We start from the raw sequence: 19,984 nt of genomic DNA, 5'->3' as shown, positions 1-19,984 counted from the left end.
AATAAGAATGATTCAACCATTATCATATATACATCCTGAGGCAAAGATTGCACAGAATGTGGTTATTGAGCCGTTCTCTACCATCCATAAGGATGTGGAGATAGGCGAGGGAACTTGGATAGGCTCGAATGTAACCATTATGAATGGTGCACGAATTGGGAAAAATTGCAGGATTTTTCCTGGAGCTGTTATCTCTGGGGAACCTCAGGATTTAAAGTTTGAAGGTGAGATCACGACGGCTGAGATTGGCGACAATACGACCATCCGTGAGTGTGTGACCATCAATAGAGGAACAAAGGACAGATACCGTACCGTAATCGGAAAGAACTGTTTGATTCAAGCATACAGCCATATCGCCCATGATTGTTTTGTAGGAGATAACTGTATCTTTTCAAATTCAAGTACCTTGGCTGGACACATTACCGTAGGTGATTATGTCGTTTTGGCGGGTATGGTTGCCGTACATCAGTTCTGTAAGATCGGGTCACATGCCTTTGTTACGGGTGGTACCTTGGTCAGAAAGGATGTCCCACCTTATATAAAAGCTGCAAGGGAGCCTATTTCCTATGCTGGTATCAATTCTGTGGGATTGAGAAGAAGAGGCTATACCAACGAACAGATCAATGAGATCCAAGGGATCTATAGGGTACTTTTTGTGCAGCACAGTAATTTAGGTAAGGCATTGGATATTGTCGAGGCAGAATTTAAGGCTACTGAAATACGGGATGAGATCCTTGGTTTTGTAAGAGCATCTAACCGAGGAGTTGTCAAAGGATTTGGTCAAGGCCGATCTGGAATATAAATTTAAACAATACGACTATTTGAATATAATTTTACAAGATATTGGTAGGAGGTATAATAGGGAATGGATTTTCAGACATCTCGATTATACCTTTTCTTTTGGAAAGAGCTATGCTATCCTCGGTCCGAATGGATCGGGGAAATCTACCCTCATCAAAGTGATCACCGGCGCACTAACGGCAAGCGAAGGAACACTAAAGTTTGAAGAAGGAGGTCAGGAACAGCAAATAGAGCAGGTTTTTCAAAAGATAAGCCTTGCTGCGCCCTATGTTGAGTTGATCGAGGAATTTTCGTTGAATGAGATGTTGGAATTTCATTTCAAGTTCAAGGATTACCTTCCGGGTTATGATATGGCTCGTATCAAAGATACCTTAGGCTTTGCGAAAAATACCTTTGAAAAAGACATCCGACATTTTTCATCGGGAATGAAACAGAGGGTTAAATTGATTTTGGCTTGTTGTTCTCAAAGTAAATTGCTATTCTTGGATGAACCTACAAGCAATCTAGATAAAGAGGGAGAACAATGGTACCTGAACTTGATCGAAAAGACCAAGTCCGATCGTATCCTTGTAATCGGATCCAATCAAGAGCATGAATATAACTTCTGTGAGGAGCAATTGCAGATCATGAGCTATAAGTAAGGAAGGACTGGTCTTTCATTGGAAACATGGAAGAGATTTTATATTTTTGCGAAAGAAATTATTAAAAATATGGCAAAAGCTTCAGACGTTAAGAGTGGAAATATACTTCGTTTCAATGGGGAATTAGTATCGGTAGAGGAATACATCCACCGTACCCCAGGAAACTTGCGTGCATTCTATCAAGCAAGAATGCGTAATGTTAAGACTGGAAAATTAGTAGAATACAGATTTAGAACAGATGAAGAGGTGGAAATTGCTCGAGTAGAGACCAATGACTACCAATATTTATATGAGGACGGGGAATTTTTCGTGGTGATGGATAACGAGACCTACGAGCAATTCAATATTCCAAAAGTTCTTTTTGGTGATTCAGCCCGTTTCTTAAAAGAAGGAATGAACGTTATCGTGGCATTTGAGAGTGAAGAGGCTATTATGGCCCAAACTCCTGCAAGTGTGGAATTGGAAATTACGTATACAGAGCCTGCAGTGAAAGGTGATACCTCGACGAACGCATTGAAAAATGCTACTGTAGAGACTGGCGTAGAGATCCGTGTTCCTCTGTTCATTAATCAAGGAGATAGAGTAAAAGTGGATACACGTACCGGTGATTACATGGAACGTGTAAAATAAGATCTTAGGTTTAGGTTGATTATTCGGTCTTGTTAGCTCCCATGCTTCAAGGCCGTTTTTTTTATCCAAGCATGAAAAAAGCAGATTTAAGGACAACATATAAACAAAAGCGGAATGAACTGACCGCGGCCGAAGTGGCTGAGCTGGATCAGTTGATCTTCCAGGAATTGACCTCTTACGATTGGTCCAAGATAACCTACTTGCATTGTTACCTGGCCATCGCTAAATTCAAGGAATATGATACGATCAAGTTTATCCATTGGATTTGGGAGCATTATCCCCATACCCAAATCGTAATTTCAAAATCTGATTTTGAAACCCATCAATTAAAACATTTCATCTTTAATTCGGACACCCAGCTCATCCATAATGCTTGGGGGATTCCAGAGCCAGAAGGGGCAATAGAAATTGAAACCGGAAAAATTGAAGCTGTTTTGGCCCCCCTGTTGGTCGTGGATCATTTTGGGAATCGGATAGGCTATGGTAAAGGCTTTTATGATCGTTTTTTTGCCAGCTGTAATGCTTCGGTCCTAAGGACAGGGATTTCCTACTTTCCTCCAGTGGATTTAATCGAAGATATTGGGGAATGGGATGTTCCTATAGAGTTGGTTTTTACTCCGGGAAAAACTTATTGTTTTTAAGAAGCTTTTATTTTCTCTAATAGAAAAAATAGCAACATAAATACAATTTTATAATACGCAACAGCGTTAAAAATAATAATAGATAGCAAAAATTAATTTGAGCCTAGGCTTGAATGGAAAATATGGAGATGGAACTCCTAGGCATTTTCAGTCTGTTGTTTCCTGAAAATAAAAGAAAGTTTGTCTAAAAAGCTAAATAAACAATTTTCGTTATTTACTCCCTGTAATGCTATTGTCGGCATTCGGTTTTGGCAAACCCAAAACATTAGTTTATCCATGCTTTTTAGACAAAAACTTTCTTTACTTGTATAAAATCCTAAATTTTATGGTGTTATCGACCTGCTTCAATTGCCTAAGCATTTGTTTATCGTAAGCAGCATCGATATCTGTAACCGCATAACCTATTTCACCTCTAGTCATCAAGAATTGAGAAAAGATGTTGATATTATTTTCCGCGTAGATCTTGTTGATCTGCGCCATGATACCAGGGACGTTCTTATGGATGTGCAGTAGACGGTGCGCCCTTGTTAAGCCCGGTAGGGTTAGGTTAGGGAAATTCCTGCTTTGATCTGTATCACCATTGTTGATGAAGTCAGCCATACGGCGAGGGATAAATTCCGCATTTCGTTTTTTGTTCTTTTTGTCATCAAAAACCACAATTCCTTTTTCAGTACAGATAGCTTTTGAGATATGTCCCTTCACATCGCCTAGATAGCCGATGGTCTTTAATTTATCTGCTCTTGATAGTACATCATCTGCTATGGTTTCTCCGTTACCCAATAATAGCATGCCAACGTCCTTCACATATTTCTCTTCCAATGTCTCCTTGACACGGATGGAGAATCCATCTCTTTTCAAGATATGCGCAGCAATTTCAGGGACATCACCTACAATAAGACATAAGATTCTGTTCTTTGGGTAGGAGATAGCTCTAGGGAGGTCATTCACATATAGGAATTCGTCAAAACTTGGTGCGATATGATCCGCTTTATCAGTTACCGATTGCCTAGAAATGTTCTCGGTAAAGGCATAGAACTTTTCGATCAAGCCTGATTCTTTTAATTGGAAGTCTGAATACCCATCACCGATTCCAAAGATCCGACCTTCGATATTGAGCTGTTTTAAGAGCTTAACCTTTCCTCCTTCATCCGATAGGGGGTTGGCTTCATCATAACCGATGATATTCCCATCAGCGTCAAATTTGAAGGTATTGGCGTAGATGTTTTCTTTTTTGATATGGTACGGACTGACTACAGGGGTAATAAATTCCTTGAACCCACCGGAAACGATCCAAGCGGTGTCTGAATTCTCCCTAAAGAAGTCTTTGTTTCTACTGAAAGATTTGGAAACTTTCTTTTTTAGATGAGCGATCAGTTTGTCCAAATGTTGGCGATTAGCCTGCAATAAACTTACACGTCCAGCCAAGCTTTCACGGAAAGAAATCTTGCCTTCCATAGCCAAATTGGTGAAGCGCTCGATTTCGTTGTAAATTTTCTCTTGGTCAGGATGGTTTTCTAAGGATATCCTTGCTAATTCGTCTAGGGCTTCGACTTGGGTGAAAGTGCTATCGAAGTCTATGATGTAATAGTTTTTCACTGTATGTTTTGTTTAGATTGTTGCTATAAATAATAGGCTTCACATACTTCTCTTAGGGTTTGATCCAGAGGTTTAAATGTATAGCCCAACGTTTCCTTTATTTTGGAATTGTCGTATTGTAATTTACTGTTTGCTGCGCGAGCAGACTCTTTGGTCAGGGCAGGTTTCTTCCCACTGATCGCAGCACCTAATTTTGCTAAACGCCATGCTACGGAAAGCATCAGCGAGTTTGCCTTGATGTGTGGTGCGGGCTTGTTCATCAATTCACTGATCTTGGTCAGCAAGTCTTGGTTACTGATATTCTCAGCATTGAGGATAAACCTTTGGCCGGAAATATCGGAATTCATCAGGAGGATCATGATCTTTGCCACATCGGAAACATCGACGATTCCGACAGAACCCAAAGGATAGATCTTGTTACCTTTATTTACCATGTTGAAAATGGCACGGGAGCCTTTTTCGCCCCAGCCAATACCCATGATAACGGAAGGATTGACAATTACGGCGTCCAGACCTTCGGCGACCCCTCTCCAGACTTCCATCTCGCTTTCGTACTTCGCCAAAGAATATTTGGAGATCTTAGGGTTAAATTCCCATTTGTCATTTTCGGTTACCGGAAGTCCTTTTTTGCTGAATCCCAAAGCGGCAATCGAACTGACGTGGAGCAATCTTTTTTGGTGTTCCAGGCAGAGATTGACAATGTGTTTGGTACCCTCAACGTTTGTGTCAATGACCTCAGCGGCATCTTCCTTTTGGTAAGAAACCTTGGCTGCACAGTGATAAACTTGATCGACTTTAGGGATAATGTCTTCGAGGGCGAAATAATCTGTTATTTCAGCATCCACCCATTGGATGAGTGATGAGGACTTTAAGGGGTCAGGAATAATGGAGGTCGATCTTTTCAAAGCAATCACACTATGCCCCTCATCAATGAGGTACTGCAATAACGTAGACCCTAAAAAACCTGTTCCGCCTGTTACTAATATCACTTCCTAACTTATTGTTGAAAAATTATGTAGTTCAAAAGTAAGTTAATAAATGCATATTTGCTAAATACAATAGGATAAACTCAATAAAATTTGAGGAATTAGACAATCAATATGACTTTAGCTGATTTTTTATCACCCATCTCCCTAAAAGAATTAGGTCTTCCAACAGAATATTACAACTCACAATTCGGTCATTCCATCGAAAAATATACGGATGTATTTCCGCAATGGGATGAGGAAACGGGCTATCCGCAGATTGCTATTTTTGGTGTAGAAGAGGGACGGTCAGCAGTCAACAACAACGGTACGCAAAAAGCACCGGACATGGTCCGCAAGCATCTTTACGATCTCTATCAAGGGGATTACAGCGTGAAGATCGCCGACCTGGGGAATATTAGAGCAGGAGCAACGGTAAAGGACACCTACGTGGCCGTAAAATTGGTAATGGAAGAATTGATGAAAAAAGATATCCTTCCTATACTGATTGGCGGCGGACAGGATCTGACCTATGCGCAGTATACTTCGTATGAGAATCTGGAGCAACGTGTAGATGTTGCGGTCATCGATTCTAGGTTTGATCTGGATCAGGAGAATGCCGAGGATATGCCTTTGAATTCACAGACCTATCTCAACCATTTAATCTTACATCAGCCAGATTATTTGTTCAATCTTAGCAATATTGGTTTTCAGACCTATCTAGTGAGCAAAGAGTCGATCAATATGTATGATAAATTGTTTTTCAATGCGATGCGATTGGGAAGCTTTTCGGGCAAGCTGGACCAAGCAGAGCCTATTATCCGTTCGGCGGATATGGTCAGTTTTGACATTGGTGCCATTCGCGCTTCAGAAGCTTGCGGAAATGCAAATGCAGGGCCTAATGGATTATATGGTGATGAAGCCTGTCAACTGTCAAGATATGCTGGCATGTCCGATAAATGCAGTTCTTTTGGAATCTATGAATACAACCCGACCTTTGATCCCATGGGCCAGACCGGCATGCTGATCGCCCAAATGATCTGGTGTTTCATCGATGGGTTCTATAGCCGTAAAAAGGATGCTCCGATGTATCCTAAATCTAATTATATCATCTACAGAACCACTTTGGAAGCAGAGGATTATGAGTTGGTTTTTGTGAAGAGCAAAAAGTCTGACCGTTGGTGGATGCAAGTTCCATACTTTGGCTCCAAATCTGTCAATGAACGTTTTTACCTAGTGCCATGCCGTTATGAGGATTATCAAATGGCAGTTGCTGGTGAAATGCCGGATCTATGGTGGAAAACCCATCAGAAACTACAGTAATCATATAGTTTATCAATCTGAATAGCGTGGAAGTCGTCTATCTTGTTTCCCTTATCGTCCTTGTTGCTATCTGTGCCTTTCTTATTTGGCGCAACGCAAGGGCTGTGTCTAGGGAAGAGCATAATAGGCTGCAGGATGCTACCAAAGACCTCCAATTGGAATTTGCCAAAATTCAGGAGCGTGAAAAGATCTTGATTGCCGATCGAGACCGCCTGTCCAGTGAACTGCGGGAAGAAAACTTGGCGAGACAAACTGTAGAGCGGAGTTTGGAAGGGACGAATGCTTACCTACAGGCCCAACAGGAGAAATTTGCTGAGCAAAGGCTGGAAATGGAAAACATGAAAGCCCAGTTCAACAATGAGTTTCAGGTCATGGCCAATAAGATTTTGGAAGAAAAATCTTTCAAGTTTACGCAGTTGAACCAGCAAAATATTTCGCAGGTATTGGATCCCTTAAAAGAGAAGATCAAAACCTTTGAGGAGAAGGTGGAGAAGTCCTATCAGCAGGAATCGGCTGAGCGCAATGTTCTGAAGGGCGTAGTGGAACAATTGATGCAACAGAGCGTACAGATCAAGGATGAGGCAAATAACTTGGCCAGGGCGCTGAAAGGGGACAATAAGAAGCAAGGGAATTGGGGCGAGGTTATTTTAGAGCGAGTATTGGAACGTTCGGGTCTGATCAAGGACCAAGAATATAAACTTCAGGCTTCTGTTCAGGAGGCGGATGGCAGAAGGTTTCAACCAGATGCCGTGATTTATTTACCTGATGAGAAGCATTTGATTGTCGATGCCAAATTATCATTGGTAGCCTATGAACGAGCTGTAAATGCAGATACCGAGGAGGATCGGTTAATATTTGTTAAACAGCATGTACAATCCATCGAGAACCATGTTAGGGAACTATCGGCCAAGGATTACCATTCGCTATATGGCATACAATCGCCAGATTTTGTTTTGCTGTTCATCCCAATTGAGTCTTCCTTAAGCCTAGCGGTAAACTTTAAACCAGAACTCTTCAGTGAGGCATGGGATAGACGCGTGGTGATCGTGAGCCCTTCGACACTATTGGCCACGTTAAGGACAATCGCCAGTGTTTGGAAACAGGAAAGGCAGAACAGGAATGTTCTGGAGATCGCTAAGGAAGCAGGTTTGTTGTATGATAAGTTTGTTGGTTTCCTGAATGATATGGATCAGCTTCAGGGGATGCTCCAAAAAGCCGCAGACAAGCATGATGAGGCCATGAAGAAGCTCAGTTCAGGCTCTGGAAATGTGATTCGGAAAATAGAACAGTTAAAGACACTTGGCGCTAAGGCCAATAAACAGATAGGGGATAAATACCTCGAAGATTAACGTCAATGGAATCCTGTTGACGTATTCAGCTAAGAAATTTTCATCAAAAAGACTTAATTCAGGCAAATATGGTATTTTATTAATATTTGTTTGATTTGCAGTTGTAATGCCTTAATTTTAAGGAAAGTTCGACCACAAAACAGATTGTCTAATGGAAGATATGATCCTCTACAACCGCCTGCAATTCGCATTTACCATTACCTTTCACTACCTCTTTCCGCAATTGACCATGGGTCTTTCACTCATGATTGTTTATTTCAAATGGAGATTTCTTAGGACCAATAACATCATCTATAATGATGCTTCCAAGTTTTGGATGAAGATCTTTGCGCTGAATTTTGCGATGGGGGTGGTTACTGGGATTCCGATGGAGTTTCAGTTCGGGACAAATTGGGCGAAGTTTTCGGAGTTGACTGGTGGGATAATTGGCCAGACCTTGGCAATGGAAGGGATGTTCTCCTTTTTCTTGGAGTCCTCCTTTCTTGGGATGTTTATTTTTGGGGAGAAACTCTTGGGACATAAACTCCATTTCGTAGCAGGTTTGATGGTTTTTATCGGTTCGTGGGCCTCAGGTTACTTGATATTGGCGACCCATTCCTGGATGCAGCATCCGGTCGGCTATGAGATTTTGGAAAACGGAAAGTTTGTGCTCAACAACTTTTCTGCGCTATTTACCAATCCTTGGCTGTTACCTTCTTACCTGCACAATCAAGCTGGTTCATTGGTGACATCCGCATTCTTTGTGTCGGCAGTAGGAGCGTTTTACCTGCTGAGCAATCTACATGCGGATTATGGAAAGGTCTTTTTAAAGACAGGCGTTGTTTTTGGTTTGATAGCCTCGATTGCTGTGGCTTTTCCCACCGGTGATATGTTGGCCAAGAATGTGGTAAAGCATCAGCCAGCTACCTTTGCTGCCATGGAAGGTATCTTTGAGACCGAAACTGGCGGTTCTGAGATAATATTGATCGGGCAACCGGATATGGAGAACAAAAAACTTGATAATAAGATCGCCGTGCCGAAGGTTTTGAGTTTCCTGACCCATCAACGTTGGGACGCCACCATTCAAGGGCTCAATGAATTTGATGAAGATATCCATCCGACAAACGTTCCTGGACTATATTACAGTTATCATATCATGGCTGGTCTAGGGACCATCTTTATTGGAATCATGATGATTGCTGCATTCCTGCTGTGGCGGAAAAAGCTATTTCAAACGAAATGGGTATTATGGATATTGATGTTCATGATTCCATTTCCTTATATCGCCAATACGGCAGGGTGGTACACTGCGGAATTGGGCAGACAGCCTTGGTTGGTCTTCAACCTGATGCGGATGGTCGATGGAGTTTCTCCTACGGTTTCTTCAGGAAACACCCTGTTTACCTTATTGGGGTTTGTAGGGCTGTATATTTTATTGGGTCTGTTGTTCTTGATGCTGGTATTGAAGATCATCAGAAAAGGTCCTGAAACTAATTTAGCACTAAAATCATAGCTTATGGAAATGTTTTGGTTTATCATTTTGGTCTTTATGTTGGGCATGTACGTGGTGCTGGATGGATATGATTTTGGAGCTGGTATTGTTCATTTATTATTTGCAAAAACCGATGAGGAGCGGGCAGCCATCCGCAATGCAATCGGTCCTTTTTGGGATGCCAATGAGGTTTGGTTGATTGCATCGGGAGGTGTTCTGTTTTTCGCATTTCCTACTTTATATGCTTCGGCTTTCAGTGGGTTCTATTTGCCATTGATGCTGGTATTATGGTTTTTGATCTTTAGGGCCGTTGGTTTGGAGCTTCGTGGACAGATCCACAATAAATTGTGGGAAAGGTTTTGGGAGAAGGCATTTGGCATGGCGAGTCTGTTCCTGGCCCTGTTCTTTGGGGCTGCACTGGGAAACGTGGTGCGTGGAGTGAACCTTGGCATGGTGGAGAATGGTGTGTCCACACAAGAACCCCATTATTTCTTCCTGCAATTATGGAATCCCACATTAGACCCTATGTCTGATGTTCACGGAATTATTGACTGGTTTACGATTTTATTGGGTATTGTTTCTGTATTTACGCTTACCATTCATGGCGCCAACTGGATTATTCTCAAAACCTCTACTGGCTTGAACCAAAGGTTGAAAGGCATCATTTTCAAATTGAATATTGCCCTTGCTTTTTTAGTGGTCCTAACAGCAGGGTTATGGCAATATGTAAAACCATTTCCACTCAATAACCTAATCGGACATTCCTGGTTATGGATTTTTCCTGTAATCGCTGGAGTAGGTTTGATTGGTCAGTTCTGGATCAAGAAATTTAAGAAAGATGGTATGGGATTTCTTTTCTCTACCTTATTTATCCTAGGGAGCTTTGCAACGACCGTTGCTTCACTCTTCCCAAATGTACTGCCATCAACCAATTCTGTCAATCCATCCCTAACGGTCTACAATGTCGCCGGCCATGAATACGGCCTATCCGTGGGTCTATATTGGTTCGTGATTGCCTTCCTGCTGGTAGTTATCTACTTTATCATCCAATTTAGGGTATTTAAAGGCAAGCTGGATGATGTGGGGTATCATTAGGCTTTTAAAGTATTTAGTAGTTAGTATTTAGTATTTAGTATTTAGTATTTAGACATTGTAGGGCGTCCTATTGTCTAAATACTAAATACTTTATACTAAATACTCTCTAGTATCCCCTCGCTTGGTCATCGCCTCTATGGTCGGCTCCGGTTTGGAGTTTTCCGTTTTTGAGGATAACGATGTTTTCTACGCGGCCGATAGCACCTCTTTTATTGATTTTGTAACCGTCTTCTTCAAGGCTTTGACGAGTTTTGTCGTTGATTGCTTTTTCTTCAACGTCGATTACGTCGGGTTGCCATTGGTGGTGGAAACGGGCTGCTGAAACGGATTCTTGTGCAGTCATGTCGAATTCCAATACGTTTAAGATGGTTTGGAATACCGAAGTGATGATCGTGGATCCACCTGGCGTACCAACCACCATTTTCAGTTTTCCATCTTCTTCGATGATGGTTGGTGTCATGGCGCTAAGCATTCTTTTTCCGGGTTCGATGGAGTTTGCTTTACCACCTAGAAGGCCGTACATATTTGGTGAACCTGGTTTTACGGAGAAGTCATCCATTTCATTGTTCAAAAGAAATCCTGCACCATCTACCCAAACACATGATCCGTAAGAACCGTTGATGGTTGTGGTCAAGGAAACGGCATTGCCATTCTTGTCAACGATGCTGTAGTGGGTAGTCTCTTCAGATTCGTAACCTGGGAACTTGGCAGCTTTTACCTGATCGCTAGGGGTAGCTTTATCCAAGTTTACCTTAGCCATACGGTCCTGGTTGAACTTGGCGTCGGTCAGGTTTGCGATCGGTACGCGGTAAAAGTCAGGGTCACCTAAGTGGGTAGCTCTGTCTGCATACACACGGCGTTCAGCCTCGACCATTGCACGTACGGTACTGTCATGCTGGAATCCCCATTTTGCAAGCGGGTATTTCTCAACGGACTGCAATAGTGCCATTAATGCCACACCACCGCTAGAAGGAGGAGGCATAGAAATCACTTTATAGTTTTTGTACTTGCCTACAATAGGGTCTCTCCAGCTTGCCTGATAATCTTCAAGGTCCTTTAAGCTGATGATACCATTGCCACGTTTCATTTCTGCAACGATGTATTCGGCAGTTTGTCCCTTATAGAAGCCATCACGTCCTTGTTCTGCAATTCGCTTCAAGGTTTCAGCCAATTCAGTTTGTACGAATAGGTCGCCTTCTTTCCATTCCGTGTCGCGGATGATTGCAGCACCATTAGGATTGAATTTTTGGAAGCGGGCTTTGTAGCGGTTGAATTCGCCAGCCTGTTGTTTGGTGATCGGGAAGCCTTTTGTAGCTAGGTCGATGGCCGGTTGAACTAAGTCTTTCCAAGCGATAGTGCCATATTTTTTGTAGGCAGCATCCATCCCTGCGACAGATCCCGGTACACCAGAGGCCAATTGTCCGTAAAGACTTAGGTCGGTAATAGGGTTTCCATCTTTGTCCAAGTACATGTCTCTGGAAGCTTTCTGAGGTGCTTTTTCACGGAAGTCAAGGGATGATACCGAACCATCTCTTCCACGAAATACCATAAATCCACCGCCCCCAAGGTTTCCAGCGTTAGGGTAGACTACTGCTAGAGCAAATTTTACAGCAATTGCTGCATCAACAGCATTTCCGCCCTTTTTTAAGATCTCTACTCCCACCTCTGAAGCAATCGGGTGAGCCGTCACAACTGCTCCATTTTCATACTCGGTTTGGTTGGAAGCAGTCTGTTGATTAACTGAGCAAGAGCCCAGAAAAAAGACGATTAAGAATAAATAAATCAAATTAGGTTTTTTCATGTCGCTAAGATAATAAATTGGTATTATTAGATGAATTATATTAACTTCAATCAAATTTTTAATTATGCGAATACTGAGCCTGATCCTATTGCTTTTTGTGTCCATGCAACTGAAAGCGCAAACCGTAAAAATCCTGACCTACAATATTCACCATGCCAATCCACCTTCCACTCCTGGGAAAATTGATATTGAAGCTATCGCAAAGGTTATCAATGATGCGAATGCAGATATTATCGGTATCCAGGAAGTTGATATCAACGTCTCACGTTCGGAAATGGTGAACCAGGCAGAGAAACTGGCAGAACTTACGGGAACTGAATATTTCTTCTCTAAAGGAATCGACCTGGAGAAAGGCTATTATGGCATTTTGATCTTGAGTAAACATAAGATCGTAGGTAAAAGGAGATATGATCTTCCTATGCCGGTGACAAGTGAAAATCGTTCTTTGGCGATTGTAGATGTAAAGTTGCCTGGAGGAAAGGTCGTTTCATTGGCAAATACGCATCTGGACCTGAAGGAAGAGAACAGGATCGCACAAGCGGAATTCATTAATGAACTTGGTGAGCTATATAAAAAACCGTTGATCTTAGTTGGGGATTTGAATGCAAAACCGGAGTCTAAACCGATTCAGATCCTTGAAAAATATTTTGTTAGAAATACGACATCCAATCAGCCTACTTCTCCGAATGTTAATACAAAGAATGAAATCGATTATATCATGGTGCTAAAGAATCAGGATTTTAATTGGAAAAAGTATCAAGTGATCAAAGAAGAGTATGCTTCAGATCATTTGCCTTTGTATGCGGAGATTGAGTTCTAGGTAATAGACAACAGACACAAGACATAAGAAATTTCAACTTCGAAACTACGGCTTGGACTCCCTAATAGAATCGGCCAACCCTATATAGGGATGGACAAAGGTCTTGTGTCTTATGTCTATAGTCTTATGTCTATTGCTTCAATTTCTCATTATTTTTATGGCGATCTGCATCGCGCATATTTTTCTTGTCAAGGTTTTTTTCTAGTGCAGAGGTCAGGTCTATTCCGGTCTGATTCGCTAGGCAGATCAGAACGAAGAGTACATCGGCCATTTCATCTGCTAGGTTGACTTCCTCATCTGATTTTTTAAAAGACTGTTCACCGTACTTTCTGGCCATGATGCGGGCTACCTCGCCAACTTCTTCCATTAACATGGCCGTATTGGTCAGTTCGTTGAAGTAACGAACTCCAGTGGTACTGATCCATTTGTCTACAATTTCCTGAGCTTCTTTGATTGTCATATTAGTATGTGTTTAGAAGTTGTCTTTGTCTTTAGTATTCATGATAATGGTAACTGGACCATCGTTTCGGAGGTCGATTTTCATATCAGCGCCGAAAATCCCCATTTGTACTTCCTTTCCCAGAAGGCCTGATAGATACTTTCCCATTTCCTCATACATAGGTTTTGCCTTGTCGGGCTTGCCGGCGCGGATAAAGGAAGGGCGATTCCCTTTCTTGGTCTGAGCAAATAAGGTGAATTGGGAGATCAATAGGATGTTGCCTTGGATATCCTGAACGGATTTGTTCATTAAGCCTTGTTCGTCTGAAAATATCCTCAGATTGACTATTTTCTGTCCCAACCATTGAAGGTCTTCTTTTGAATCCTCTTCTTCTACACCCAAAAGAACGAGTAAACCATCTTCAATTTGTCCTGTAATCTGTTCGTCTACCGTACAGGATGCATGTGTCACTCTTTGAATTACTGCTCGCATGGCTTAAAAGTATTATTTAATTCGTTATTGGCAAAATCAATTGGGCAATCGGGTTTCAAAACGCCCAAAAAGCGAAAATGCCCTTCCGAATGAACGAAAGGACATCTTCTGTGGGGTTTGGTACTATTAAAATCTAATATTTAATCCTAGCATGGCATTAGTTTCAGCCTGCGGATAGTAGAAATTGAAATAATCTCTCTTTCCTACAGATTCCATAATCATGATATATGTATAACCTGAGGTTGCATACTTTTCGTTGAAGATATTGTTGATCATCAGGTTTAGGTCGACGTTTTTAAGGCCAAATACCGAGAATGAATAGATAGCCTGGAAATTGTTGACGAAGGATGGAGCGATGCTTCTGTTCACTTCGGAGGTATTGTCTAGGTAAATCCTCGAGATGTATTTGCTCAAAAAGCTGAAACTTAATGATTCAATCGGTTTATAGGTGAAATTATTAGATAAGACCGCAGTTGGTGATTTTGCAATATCCGTAGTTTCATGCGTGATCAAATCATACTTTACAAAATCGAAATCGTCACTATAAACAGGGATGTTTTCTACAAAGTTTTTAATCTTGTTTTGCGATAAAGCTGCGGTAGCTGACCAAATGAATTTAGGATGGATTCTCCAACTTCCATCAAGCTCAAATCCCATTCGATAGCTTTTGTCCACATTTATCCTTACCGCTGAACCCACATCGTTCAATGCTCCGGTTGGTATCAACTGGTCTTTGTAAAGCATGGCATATAGGTTTGCTCCTATATTGATGTTTTCGTCTCTGTAGCGGTATCCAGCCTCAATATCCTGCATCTTCTCTGTCTTCGGAATTGCACCTATTGGGTTTTCTACGTAATCGTTTCTAGTAGGCTCTTTGCTCGCAAAGGCGTAAGAAGCGTATAGGTTGGAATTGCCGCTCAAGAAATATGTAACGCCTGCTTTGGGGTTGATAAAGTTGTGGGTGTCCTCAAACGTGAAGTCCTTTATCTTATCATCATCACCTTTTCCGTTATAAACAATGTTCCTGTACTGGACATCCAGATTGAAAAGGAAGTTTTCTACTCTATAATCTGCCTTTGCGTAAAAGTTGAAGTCATTTTTATTGGCATGGCTAAAGTAGTATCTGTCATTGAGTTTATCCTCTGGGACTTGATCTGCCCAAATTACTTCTCCATAGTGATCGCCTTTGTATTGGTTGTAAGCACCACCGAAAGTGAAGTTCAGGTTGTTGGATGGCTTATAGAGCAGGGAATAGGTCAAGCCATAGAAATGATTGTCCAACCACCTTCTCCTTATCAAATCGGTATCATTAATTGTATTGCCGTTAGCCACTACTGGATCAATTCCATAATGGTCTAGTCCATCCAATGGTCTGAATTCTTCATAATATCCTGCACCGCGGGTATAGTGAAGCGCCGTATTGAAGGTCATTTTTTCAGAAGGACGGTAGGAGTAATTCAGATGGGCATGCGTCTGCGTATAGTTGTCCGTCTGGTTGTCGTAAGTATAGTAGTTGTATTTTCGATCTCCATTTAAGAATCTCTCACGCTCTTTGTCGAACAACCAAAGGTTATCGGCATACTCCTCAATCCTTTCTTTATTGCCAGTGAATAATGGTTCGGCAAGGCCATACCAAGCTTGGTAAGTTTTTTCCTTACCTGAGAACACAGTGGCTTTCAAGGTATGTTTATCAGTATACATTCCTGCATCAACATAAAAAGATTTTAAATTGGAGGAAGCTCTATCTACATAGCCATCCGAAGAGATCCTAGATAACCTAGCATTAAATGCGAATTTATTGCTGATCAGTCCTGACCCAGCTTTTAGGGTGTTTTTCCAAGAATTATAGGAACCAAAGGAGTTGTTGAACTCTAGGTAGGGCTTTGTTTCCAGGGCGTCGGTCTGGAAGTTTAAAGAGGCTCCAAAAGCAGCAGGGCCATTGGTCGATGTTCCGATACCACGTTGAATCTGGATGCTCTCTGTACTTGAGGCAAAATCAGGAAGGTTTACAAAGAAGGATCCCATGCTTTCGGGGTTGTTCAATGGGACACCATTCAAAGTGACATTGATACGTTCATTGTCGGATCCACGGATAGTCATATTTGTATATCCGATTCCAGCACCGGCATCAGAACCTATAACGACGCCAGGGGTTTGGTCCAGGAGATATGGAATATCCTGTCCGAGGTTGTTTTTCTTGATGTCTTCCTTATTGATGGTTTTAAAAGTAGTCGCGGAATTTTCTTTCGCACGTGTTGCTGTTACATAAACTTCCTCGAATTCATACACGTTGTCTTTTAATTGAATGGAAAAATTAGCTTGATTTTTCGGATTTATTCTTAAAATCTCGGATTTATAACCAATAAAAGAAATTTTTAAGTCATGAAAGCCTGTGCTTAGATTGTCAAAAACGACAATTCCGTCTTTATTGGTGGATTTGGATTGTCCGTCGATGGACACAGTTGCGGCATCTGCAGGTGCTCCAGATTTGTCTAAAACCCTAACAGTGAAGTTTTGTTGAGCAAAGCTCGCAAGTACTAGCAAACATAAGGCTAAAGTTGCCCAAAGCTTGTTAAACATAATAAAAAAAATGTTTTAAAGAGTTAAACTTTCTTGCTGTAAGGGGTCACAACAAGTTCTATTTAACCGCCCTTTCCCTACGCTGGCATTATCCAGATCAGGTATGTATTTCTTGTAATCACTTGAAATACAGGGTATAATCTCAGCCTTTGTTCGTGTTTTTCAACAAGGCACCCCTATTCGATAGCGCAAAGCTAGCCTTTTGGATAAATAAAACAAAATTTAAATATTATTGTAACAAATTCGTAATTATTATTTTATTAGTTAAACTGATAGTATTTTTTTGTAAATTGCCTGCATTGCCATCAATGGGCAAATTACGCTAACTTTAAAAAAACGGAACTATTAATTTCTTATGAAGTATTACGCTGCTGATGTTGTGTTTCCTGTTGCCGGGCCTGCTATTAAAAAGGGGGTAGTCGCGATGGATGATCAAGGGATTGTGAAAGGTGTTTTCAATCCAGGTGAAATAGATGAAAATTTAGTGGAACAATTCAAAGGAGCTTTAATTCCTGGATTTGTAAATGCTCATTGTCATCTAGAACTTTCCCATTTATTAGGTGTTGTGCCTAGAAGTACAGGATTACCTAACTTTCTTTCTAATGTAATCAACGAACGCGGAAATCATGAAAGCAAGTTGGAAGCGGCCATGGAAGAAGCTGACAAAATGATGTATGAAAACGGAATCCAAGCTGTCGGCGACCACGTGAACTCAGCAGTTACCGCTAAGATCAAGGAAAATAGCCCTATCAAATACCATACGTTTGTTGAAGTAATGGCAACCAATAAGGAAGATGTTGTTACAAGAATCGACAATGCTAAGGAAATTGAGTTCCATTTTGATTACAAACATTCCTCAATCACCCCTCACGCGCCTTATTCTGGTTCTAAATTCTTATTTAAGACCTTGAAAAAAGCAATCAGCGAAGATAATATCATCAGTATCCACAATCAGGAAAGTGATGAAGAAAACAAGCTTTTCCGTTATAAAAAAGGCGAGTTCTTGGAGTTTTTCAAGAAGATGGACATGGTGATGGAAGATTTTAGAGCCCAAGCTAGAAACTCCCTGCAATCATTTTTGCCCTATATCCCTAGCAAGAATAAATTGATCCTAGTGCACAATACATATACTTCGATTAAGGACCTGGATTTTGTGGATAGAATGGGTAGATCGGTTTATTTCTGTTTCTGTCCAAAAGCCAACCTATATATTGAAGATAGAATTCCTAAAATCGACAATTTTTTGTTGGGAGGCCATGACATCGTGATTGGTACCGATAGTTTAGCGTCAAACGATACATTGGATATTTTAGAGGAATTAAAGGTTATCCACCAAGAGTTTCCGGATTTGGACTTCAATGAGACTATCAAATGGGCTACGTTGAACGGTGCTAAAGCATTGAACCTAGAAAGTGAATTAGGGTCTTTGGAAGTAGGCAAGAAACCGGGCTTGGTGTTATTGGAAGGAATGGATACATTCAAGCTGAACCCGAAAGTTAAGGTTAGAAGAATTAGATAGTTTCTAATTCTATTTCTTCTTTTACCTTTGTATTCATGAAACATTGGAATATTAAGGTTCAAGGTAAAGTTCAGGGAGTCTTTTTCAGGGCTTCGACAAAAGCTGTTGCTGATCAATTGAAGGTAAAAGGTTTTGTGATGAACGAACCTGATGGATCTGTTTATATAGAAGCTGAGGGCGATGTTTTCGCCCTAGAGTCATTAATAGACTTTTGTCAGGAGGGGCCTGAACATGCTGAAGTTGCCCATGTGGAATATGAAGAGTCCGATGAAATCAAGGGATTCCGCAATTTCGAAGTCGTTAAGAAAATCAAATAAGCGTGTCGGTAGTTAAGAAATTTGTCAGCGATACGATGATCTATGGTCTCTCGACCATCTTGTCCCGAATGCTTGGGTTCTTGATGACCCCTTTCTTTACAGGGAAGTTTCGCACCTCCGTATACGGAGTTTTTACCAATCTTTTTTCATATGCTTCCCTGCTGAATGCTGTCATAGCATTTGGAATGGAAACGACTTTTTTCCGTTATCTGCAAAAGGAGGACGCTGATAAAGATCGTGTATTCGACAATAGTTTCTTGATTACCCTATTTACCACAGCAATTTTCCTTTTGTCTGTGTTCACTTTTACAGAGCCCATTGCCCATTTTTTAAGTGAGGGAGAAAATGTACCTGATTATATTCTGTACGTCAAGTTCTTTGCGCTGATCATTGCTGCCGATGCGATCGCAGTAGTGCCTTTTGCCAAACTGAGAGCAGGTGGGAGGCCAATTCGATATGGTTTGGTAAAACTGATCAACATCTTGGTCTTTATCACTGTCAATTTTACCTTGTTGGCATGGTTGCCAGAATGGAACAAGAACTCGGAATTTTTCAGGGAATTCAGTGCAGGTTGGTTTCGTGAAGGTTGGTTAGGTAATGTTTTTATTGCCAATTTAATGGCCAGTCTGGTTACTTTGCTATTATTGATTCCGCAGATTGCTGGATTTAGATTCCGACTGGACAATAAGCTGATCAAGAGTATGCTGAGCTATTCTTTCCCGATCTTGATTGCCAATATCTCCTTTATTATCAATGAAAATCTGGATAAGATCATGTTCCCGCGGTTGGTGCCAGGAGAGCAAGGGGAAATGGACCTTGGTGTTTATGGGGCGGTAGCAAAAATTGCCGTTTTCTTAAACCTGTTTGTCACTGCATTTAGATTGGGCGCAGAACCATTCTTCTTTTCTTATGCTAAGAACGAGAATGCGAGGAAGACCTATGCCATGATTATGGAGTATTTCGTCATTGCGATGGTCATCGTGATGATTGGTTTATGTGCCAACCTTGACTGGTTAAAAGCCTTTATACGGGGGTCCAAATTAGAGCCCGAAGCCTATTGGTCAGGACTGTTTATCGTTCCGATCTTGCTCTTCAATTATGTGCTTTTGGGAGTGTACATGAACCTGTCCATCTGGTACAAACTATCCGATCAGACCCGATATGGCCTGTATATATCTGGAGTAGGGGCGATTATTACCATTATTTTGAACCTCATTCTGATTCCTCGCTATTCCTATGTAGGAGCCGCATTGTCTACCACTAGTGCCTATGTGGTGATGGTTGGACTTTCCTATTTCTGGGGACAGCAGAACTATAGTATTCCCTATAACAGCAAGAAGATCCTAGCTTACCTTTTTATGGGACTGATTGTCTCTTGGTTTGCTTATTTTGGACATTTCTGGATAGGCAATCTATTGTTTATCCTGTTTTTGGGGGCTGTGTTCTACTTAGAAAAAAACACCTTGTTCAAGATCCTGAAAAGGCGATAAGCAAAATATGGAGT

Annotated in this window: 18 protein-coding genes; 12 read left to right on the top strand and 6 right to left on the bottom strand. The window is 41.2% G+C overall.

Annotated elements, in window-relative coordinates; all coding sequences use genetic code 11:
- Positions 1-7: 7 nt before the first annotated feature.
- From lpxA to ACWICE_RS18985, 4 genes are all read left to right on the top strand, one after another.
- The gene (gene lpxA / locus ACWICE_RS19000; protein ID WP_185213899.1) at positions 8-802 is read left to right on the top strand and encodes an acyl-ACP--UDP-N-acetylglucosamine O-acyltransferase; all 795 of its coding nucleotides are present in this window, start codon (positions 8-10) and stop codon (positions 800-802) included.
- Positions 803-821: 19 nt separating this feature from the next.
- Positions 822-1,442 (top strand): ABC transporter ATP-binding protein, encoded by a 621-nt coding sequence (locus tag ACWICE_RS18995; RefSeq protein ID WP_454299015.1) that lies wholly within the window; start codon positions 822-824, stop codon positions 1,440-1,442.
- Positions 1,443-1,511: 69 nt separating this feature from the next.
- Positions 1,512-2,072, top strand: a complete 561-nt coding sequence (gene efp, locus ACWICE_RS18990) for an elongation factor P (protein ID WP_185213901.1) — start codon at positions 1,512-1,514, stop codon at positions 2,070-2,072.
- A gap of 71 nt (positions 2,073-2,143) precedes the next feature.
- The gene (locus ACWICE_RS18985; RefSeq protein ID WP_454299014.1) at positions 2,144-2,713 is read left to right on the top strand and encodes a 5-formyltetrahydrofolate cyclo-ligase; all 570 of its coding nucleotides are present in this window, start codon (positions 2,144-2,146) and stop codon (positions 2,711-2,713) included.
- A gap of 300 nt (positions 2,714-3,013) precedes the next feature.
- Here ACWICE_RS18985 and ACWICE_RS18980 read toward each other — a convergent pair whose 3' ends face one another.
- Together ACWICE_RS18980 and ACWICE_RS18975 are read right to left on the bottom strand one after the other, a co-directional pair.
- Positions 3,014-4,309: an HAD-IB family phosphatase gene (locus ACWICE_RS18980; RefSeq protein ID WP_185213903.1), complete on the bottom strand. Its 1,296-nt coding sequence runs from the start codon at positions 4,307-4,309 to the stop codon at positions 3,014-3,016.
- 23 nt (positions 4,310-4,332) lie between these two features.
- Positions 4,333-5,298 carry an NAD-dependent epimerase/dehydratase family protein gene (locus ACWICE_RS18975; protein WP_454299013.1) on the bottom strand — a complete coding sequence of 322 codons (966 nt, stop codon included), beginning with the start codon at positions 5,296-5,298 and terminating at the stop codon, positions 4,333-4,335.
- Positions 5,299-5,409: 111 nt separating this feature from the next.
- Here ACWICE_RS18975 and ACWICE_RS18970 point away from each other — a divergent pair, with 111 nt between their 5' ends.
- The 4 genes from ACWICE_RS18970 (at position 5,410) to cydB (ending at position 10,512) form a co-directional block, all read left to right on the top strand.
- Entirely contained in the window at positions 5,410-6,597 is a 1,188-nt protein-coding gene (locus ACWICE_RS18970) for a formimidoylglutamase (protein ID WP_454299012.1), read from the top strand.
- 26 nt (positions 6,598-6,623) lie between these two features.
- Complete coding sequence (locus ACWICE_RS18965; protein ID WP_454299011.1) at positions 6,624-7,946, top strand: DNA recombination protein RmuC; 1,323 nt, start codon at positions 6,624-6,626, stop codon at positions 7,944-7,946.
- 151 nt (positions 7,947-8,097) lie between these two features.
- Positions 8,098-9,438, top strand: a complete 1,341-nt coding sequence (locus ACWICE_RS18960; protein WP_185217358.1) for a cytochrome ubiquinol oxidase subunit I — start codon at positions 8,098-8,100, stop codon at positions 9,436-9,438.
- Between the two features lie 3 nt (positions 9,439-9,441).
- Complete coding sequence (cydB, locus tag ACWICE_RS18955; RefSeq protein ID WP_454299010.1) at positions 9,442-10,512, top strand: cytochrome d ubiquinol oxidase subunit II; 1,071 nt, start codon at positions 9,442-9,444, stop codon at positions 10,510-10,512.
- A 106-nt stretch (positions 10,513-10,618) separates the two neighbouring features.
- Here the strand turns inward: cydB and ggt are convergent, their stop codons facing one another.
- Positions 10,619-12,313, bottom strand: a complete 1,695-nt coding sequence (gene ggt / locus ACWICE_RS18950) for a gamma-glutamyltransferase (protein WP_454299009.1) — start codon at positions 12,311-12,313, stop codon at positions 10,619-10,621.
- A gap of 64 nt (positions 12,314-12,377) precedes the next feature.
- On the opposite strand from ggt, the gene ACWICE_RS18945 reads away from it, so the two are divergent.
- Complete coding sequence (locus ACWICE_RS18945; RefSeq protein WP_454299008.1) at positions 12,378-13,133, top strand: endonuclease/exonuclease/phosphatase family protein; 756 nt, start codon at positions 12,378-12,380, stop codon at positions 13,131-13,133.
- 130 nt (positions 13,134-13,263) lie between these two features.
- Here the strand turns inward: ACWICE_RS18945 and ACWICE_RS18940 are convergent, their stop codons facing one another.
- The 3 genes from ACWICE_RS18940 to ACWICE_RS18930 form a co-directional block, all read right to left on the bottom strand.
- Positions 13,264-13,593, bottom strand: coding sequence for a nucleotide pyrophosphohydrolase (locus tag ACWICE_RS18940; RefSeq protein ID WP_185217354.1), 330 nt, complete (start codon positions 13,591-13,593; stop codon positions 13,264-13,266).
- 12 nt (positions 13,594-13,605) lie between these two features.
- Positions 13,606-14,064, bottom strand: coding sequence for a D-aminoacyl-tRNA deacylase (gene dtd, locus ACWICE_RS18935; RefSeq protein ID WP_454299007.1), 459 nt, complete (start codon positions 14,062-14,064; stop codon positions 13,606-13,608).
- Positions 14,065-14,190: 126 nt separating this feature from the next.
- Positions 14,191-16,644 (bottom strand): TonB-dependent receptor, encoded by a 2,454-nt coding sequence (locus ACWICE_RS18930; protein WP_454299006.1) that lies wholly within the window; start codon positions 16,642-16,644, stop codon positions 14,191-14,193.
- A gap of 355 nt (positions 16,645-16,999) precedes the next feature.
- Between ACWICE_RS18930 and ACWICE_RS18925 the strand changes: the two genes are divergently transcribed.
- Genes ACWICE_RS18925 through ACWICE_RS18915 form a run of 3 tightly spaced genes read left to right on the top strand, consistent with a single transcriptional unit; the run spans position 17,000 to position 19,970 of the window.
- The gene (locus tag ACWICE_RS18925) at positions 17,000-18,163 is read left to right on the top strand and encodes an amidohydrolase family protein (RefSeq protein ID WP_185213914.1); all 1,164 of its coding nucleotides are present in this window, start codon (positions 17,000-17,002) and stop codon (positions 18,161-18,163) included.
- A gap of 35 nt (positions 18,164-18,198) precedes the next feature.
- Positions 18,199-18,480 carry an acylphosphatase gene (locus tag ACWICE_RS18920; protein WP_185213915.1) on the top strand — a complete coding sequence of 94 codons (282 nt, stop codon included), beginning with the start codon at positions 18,199-18,201 and terminating at the stop codon, positions 18,478-18,480.
- A 2-nt stretch (positions 18,481-18,482) separates the two neighbouring features.
- Positions 18,483-19,970, top strand: a complete 1,488-nt coding sequence (locus ACWICE_RS18915) for a lipopolysaccharide biosynthesis protein (protein WP_254529019.1) — start codon at positions 18,483-18,485, stop codon at positions 19,968-19,970.
- Positions 19,971-19,984 lie beyond the last annotated feature (14 nt).

Source organism: Sphingobacterium sp. NPDC055346 (assembly GCF_053645235.1).
The sequence above is the reverse complement of the archived record's forward strand: the minus strand, read 5'-3'. Positions and strand labels throughout refer to the sequence as shown.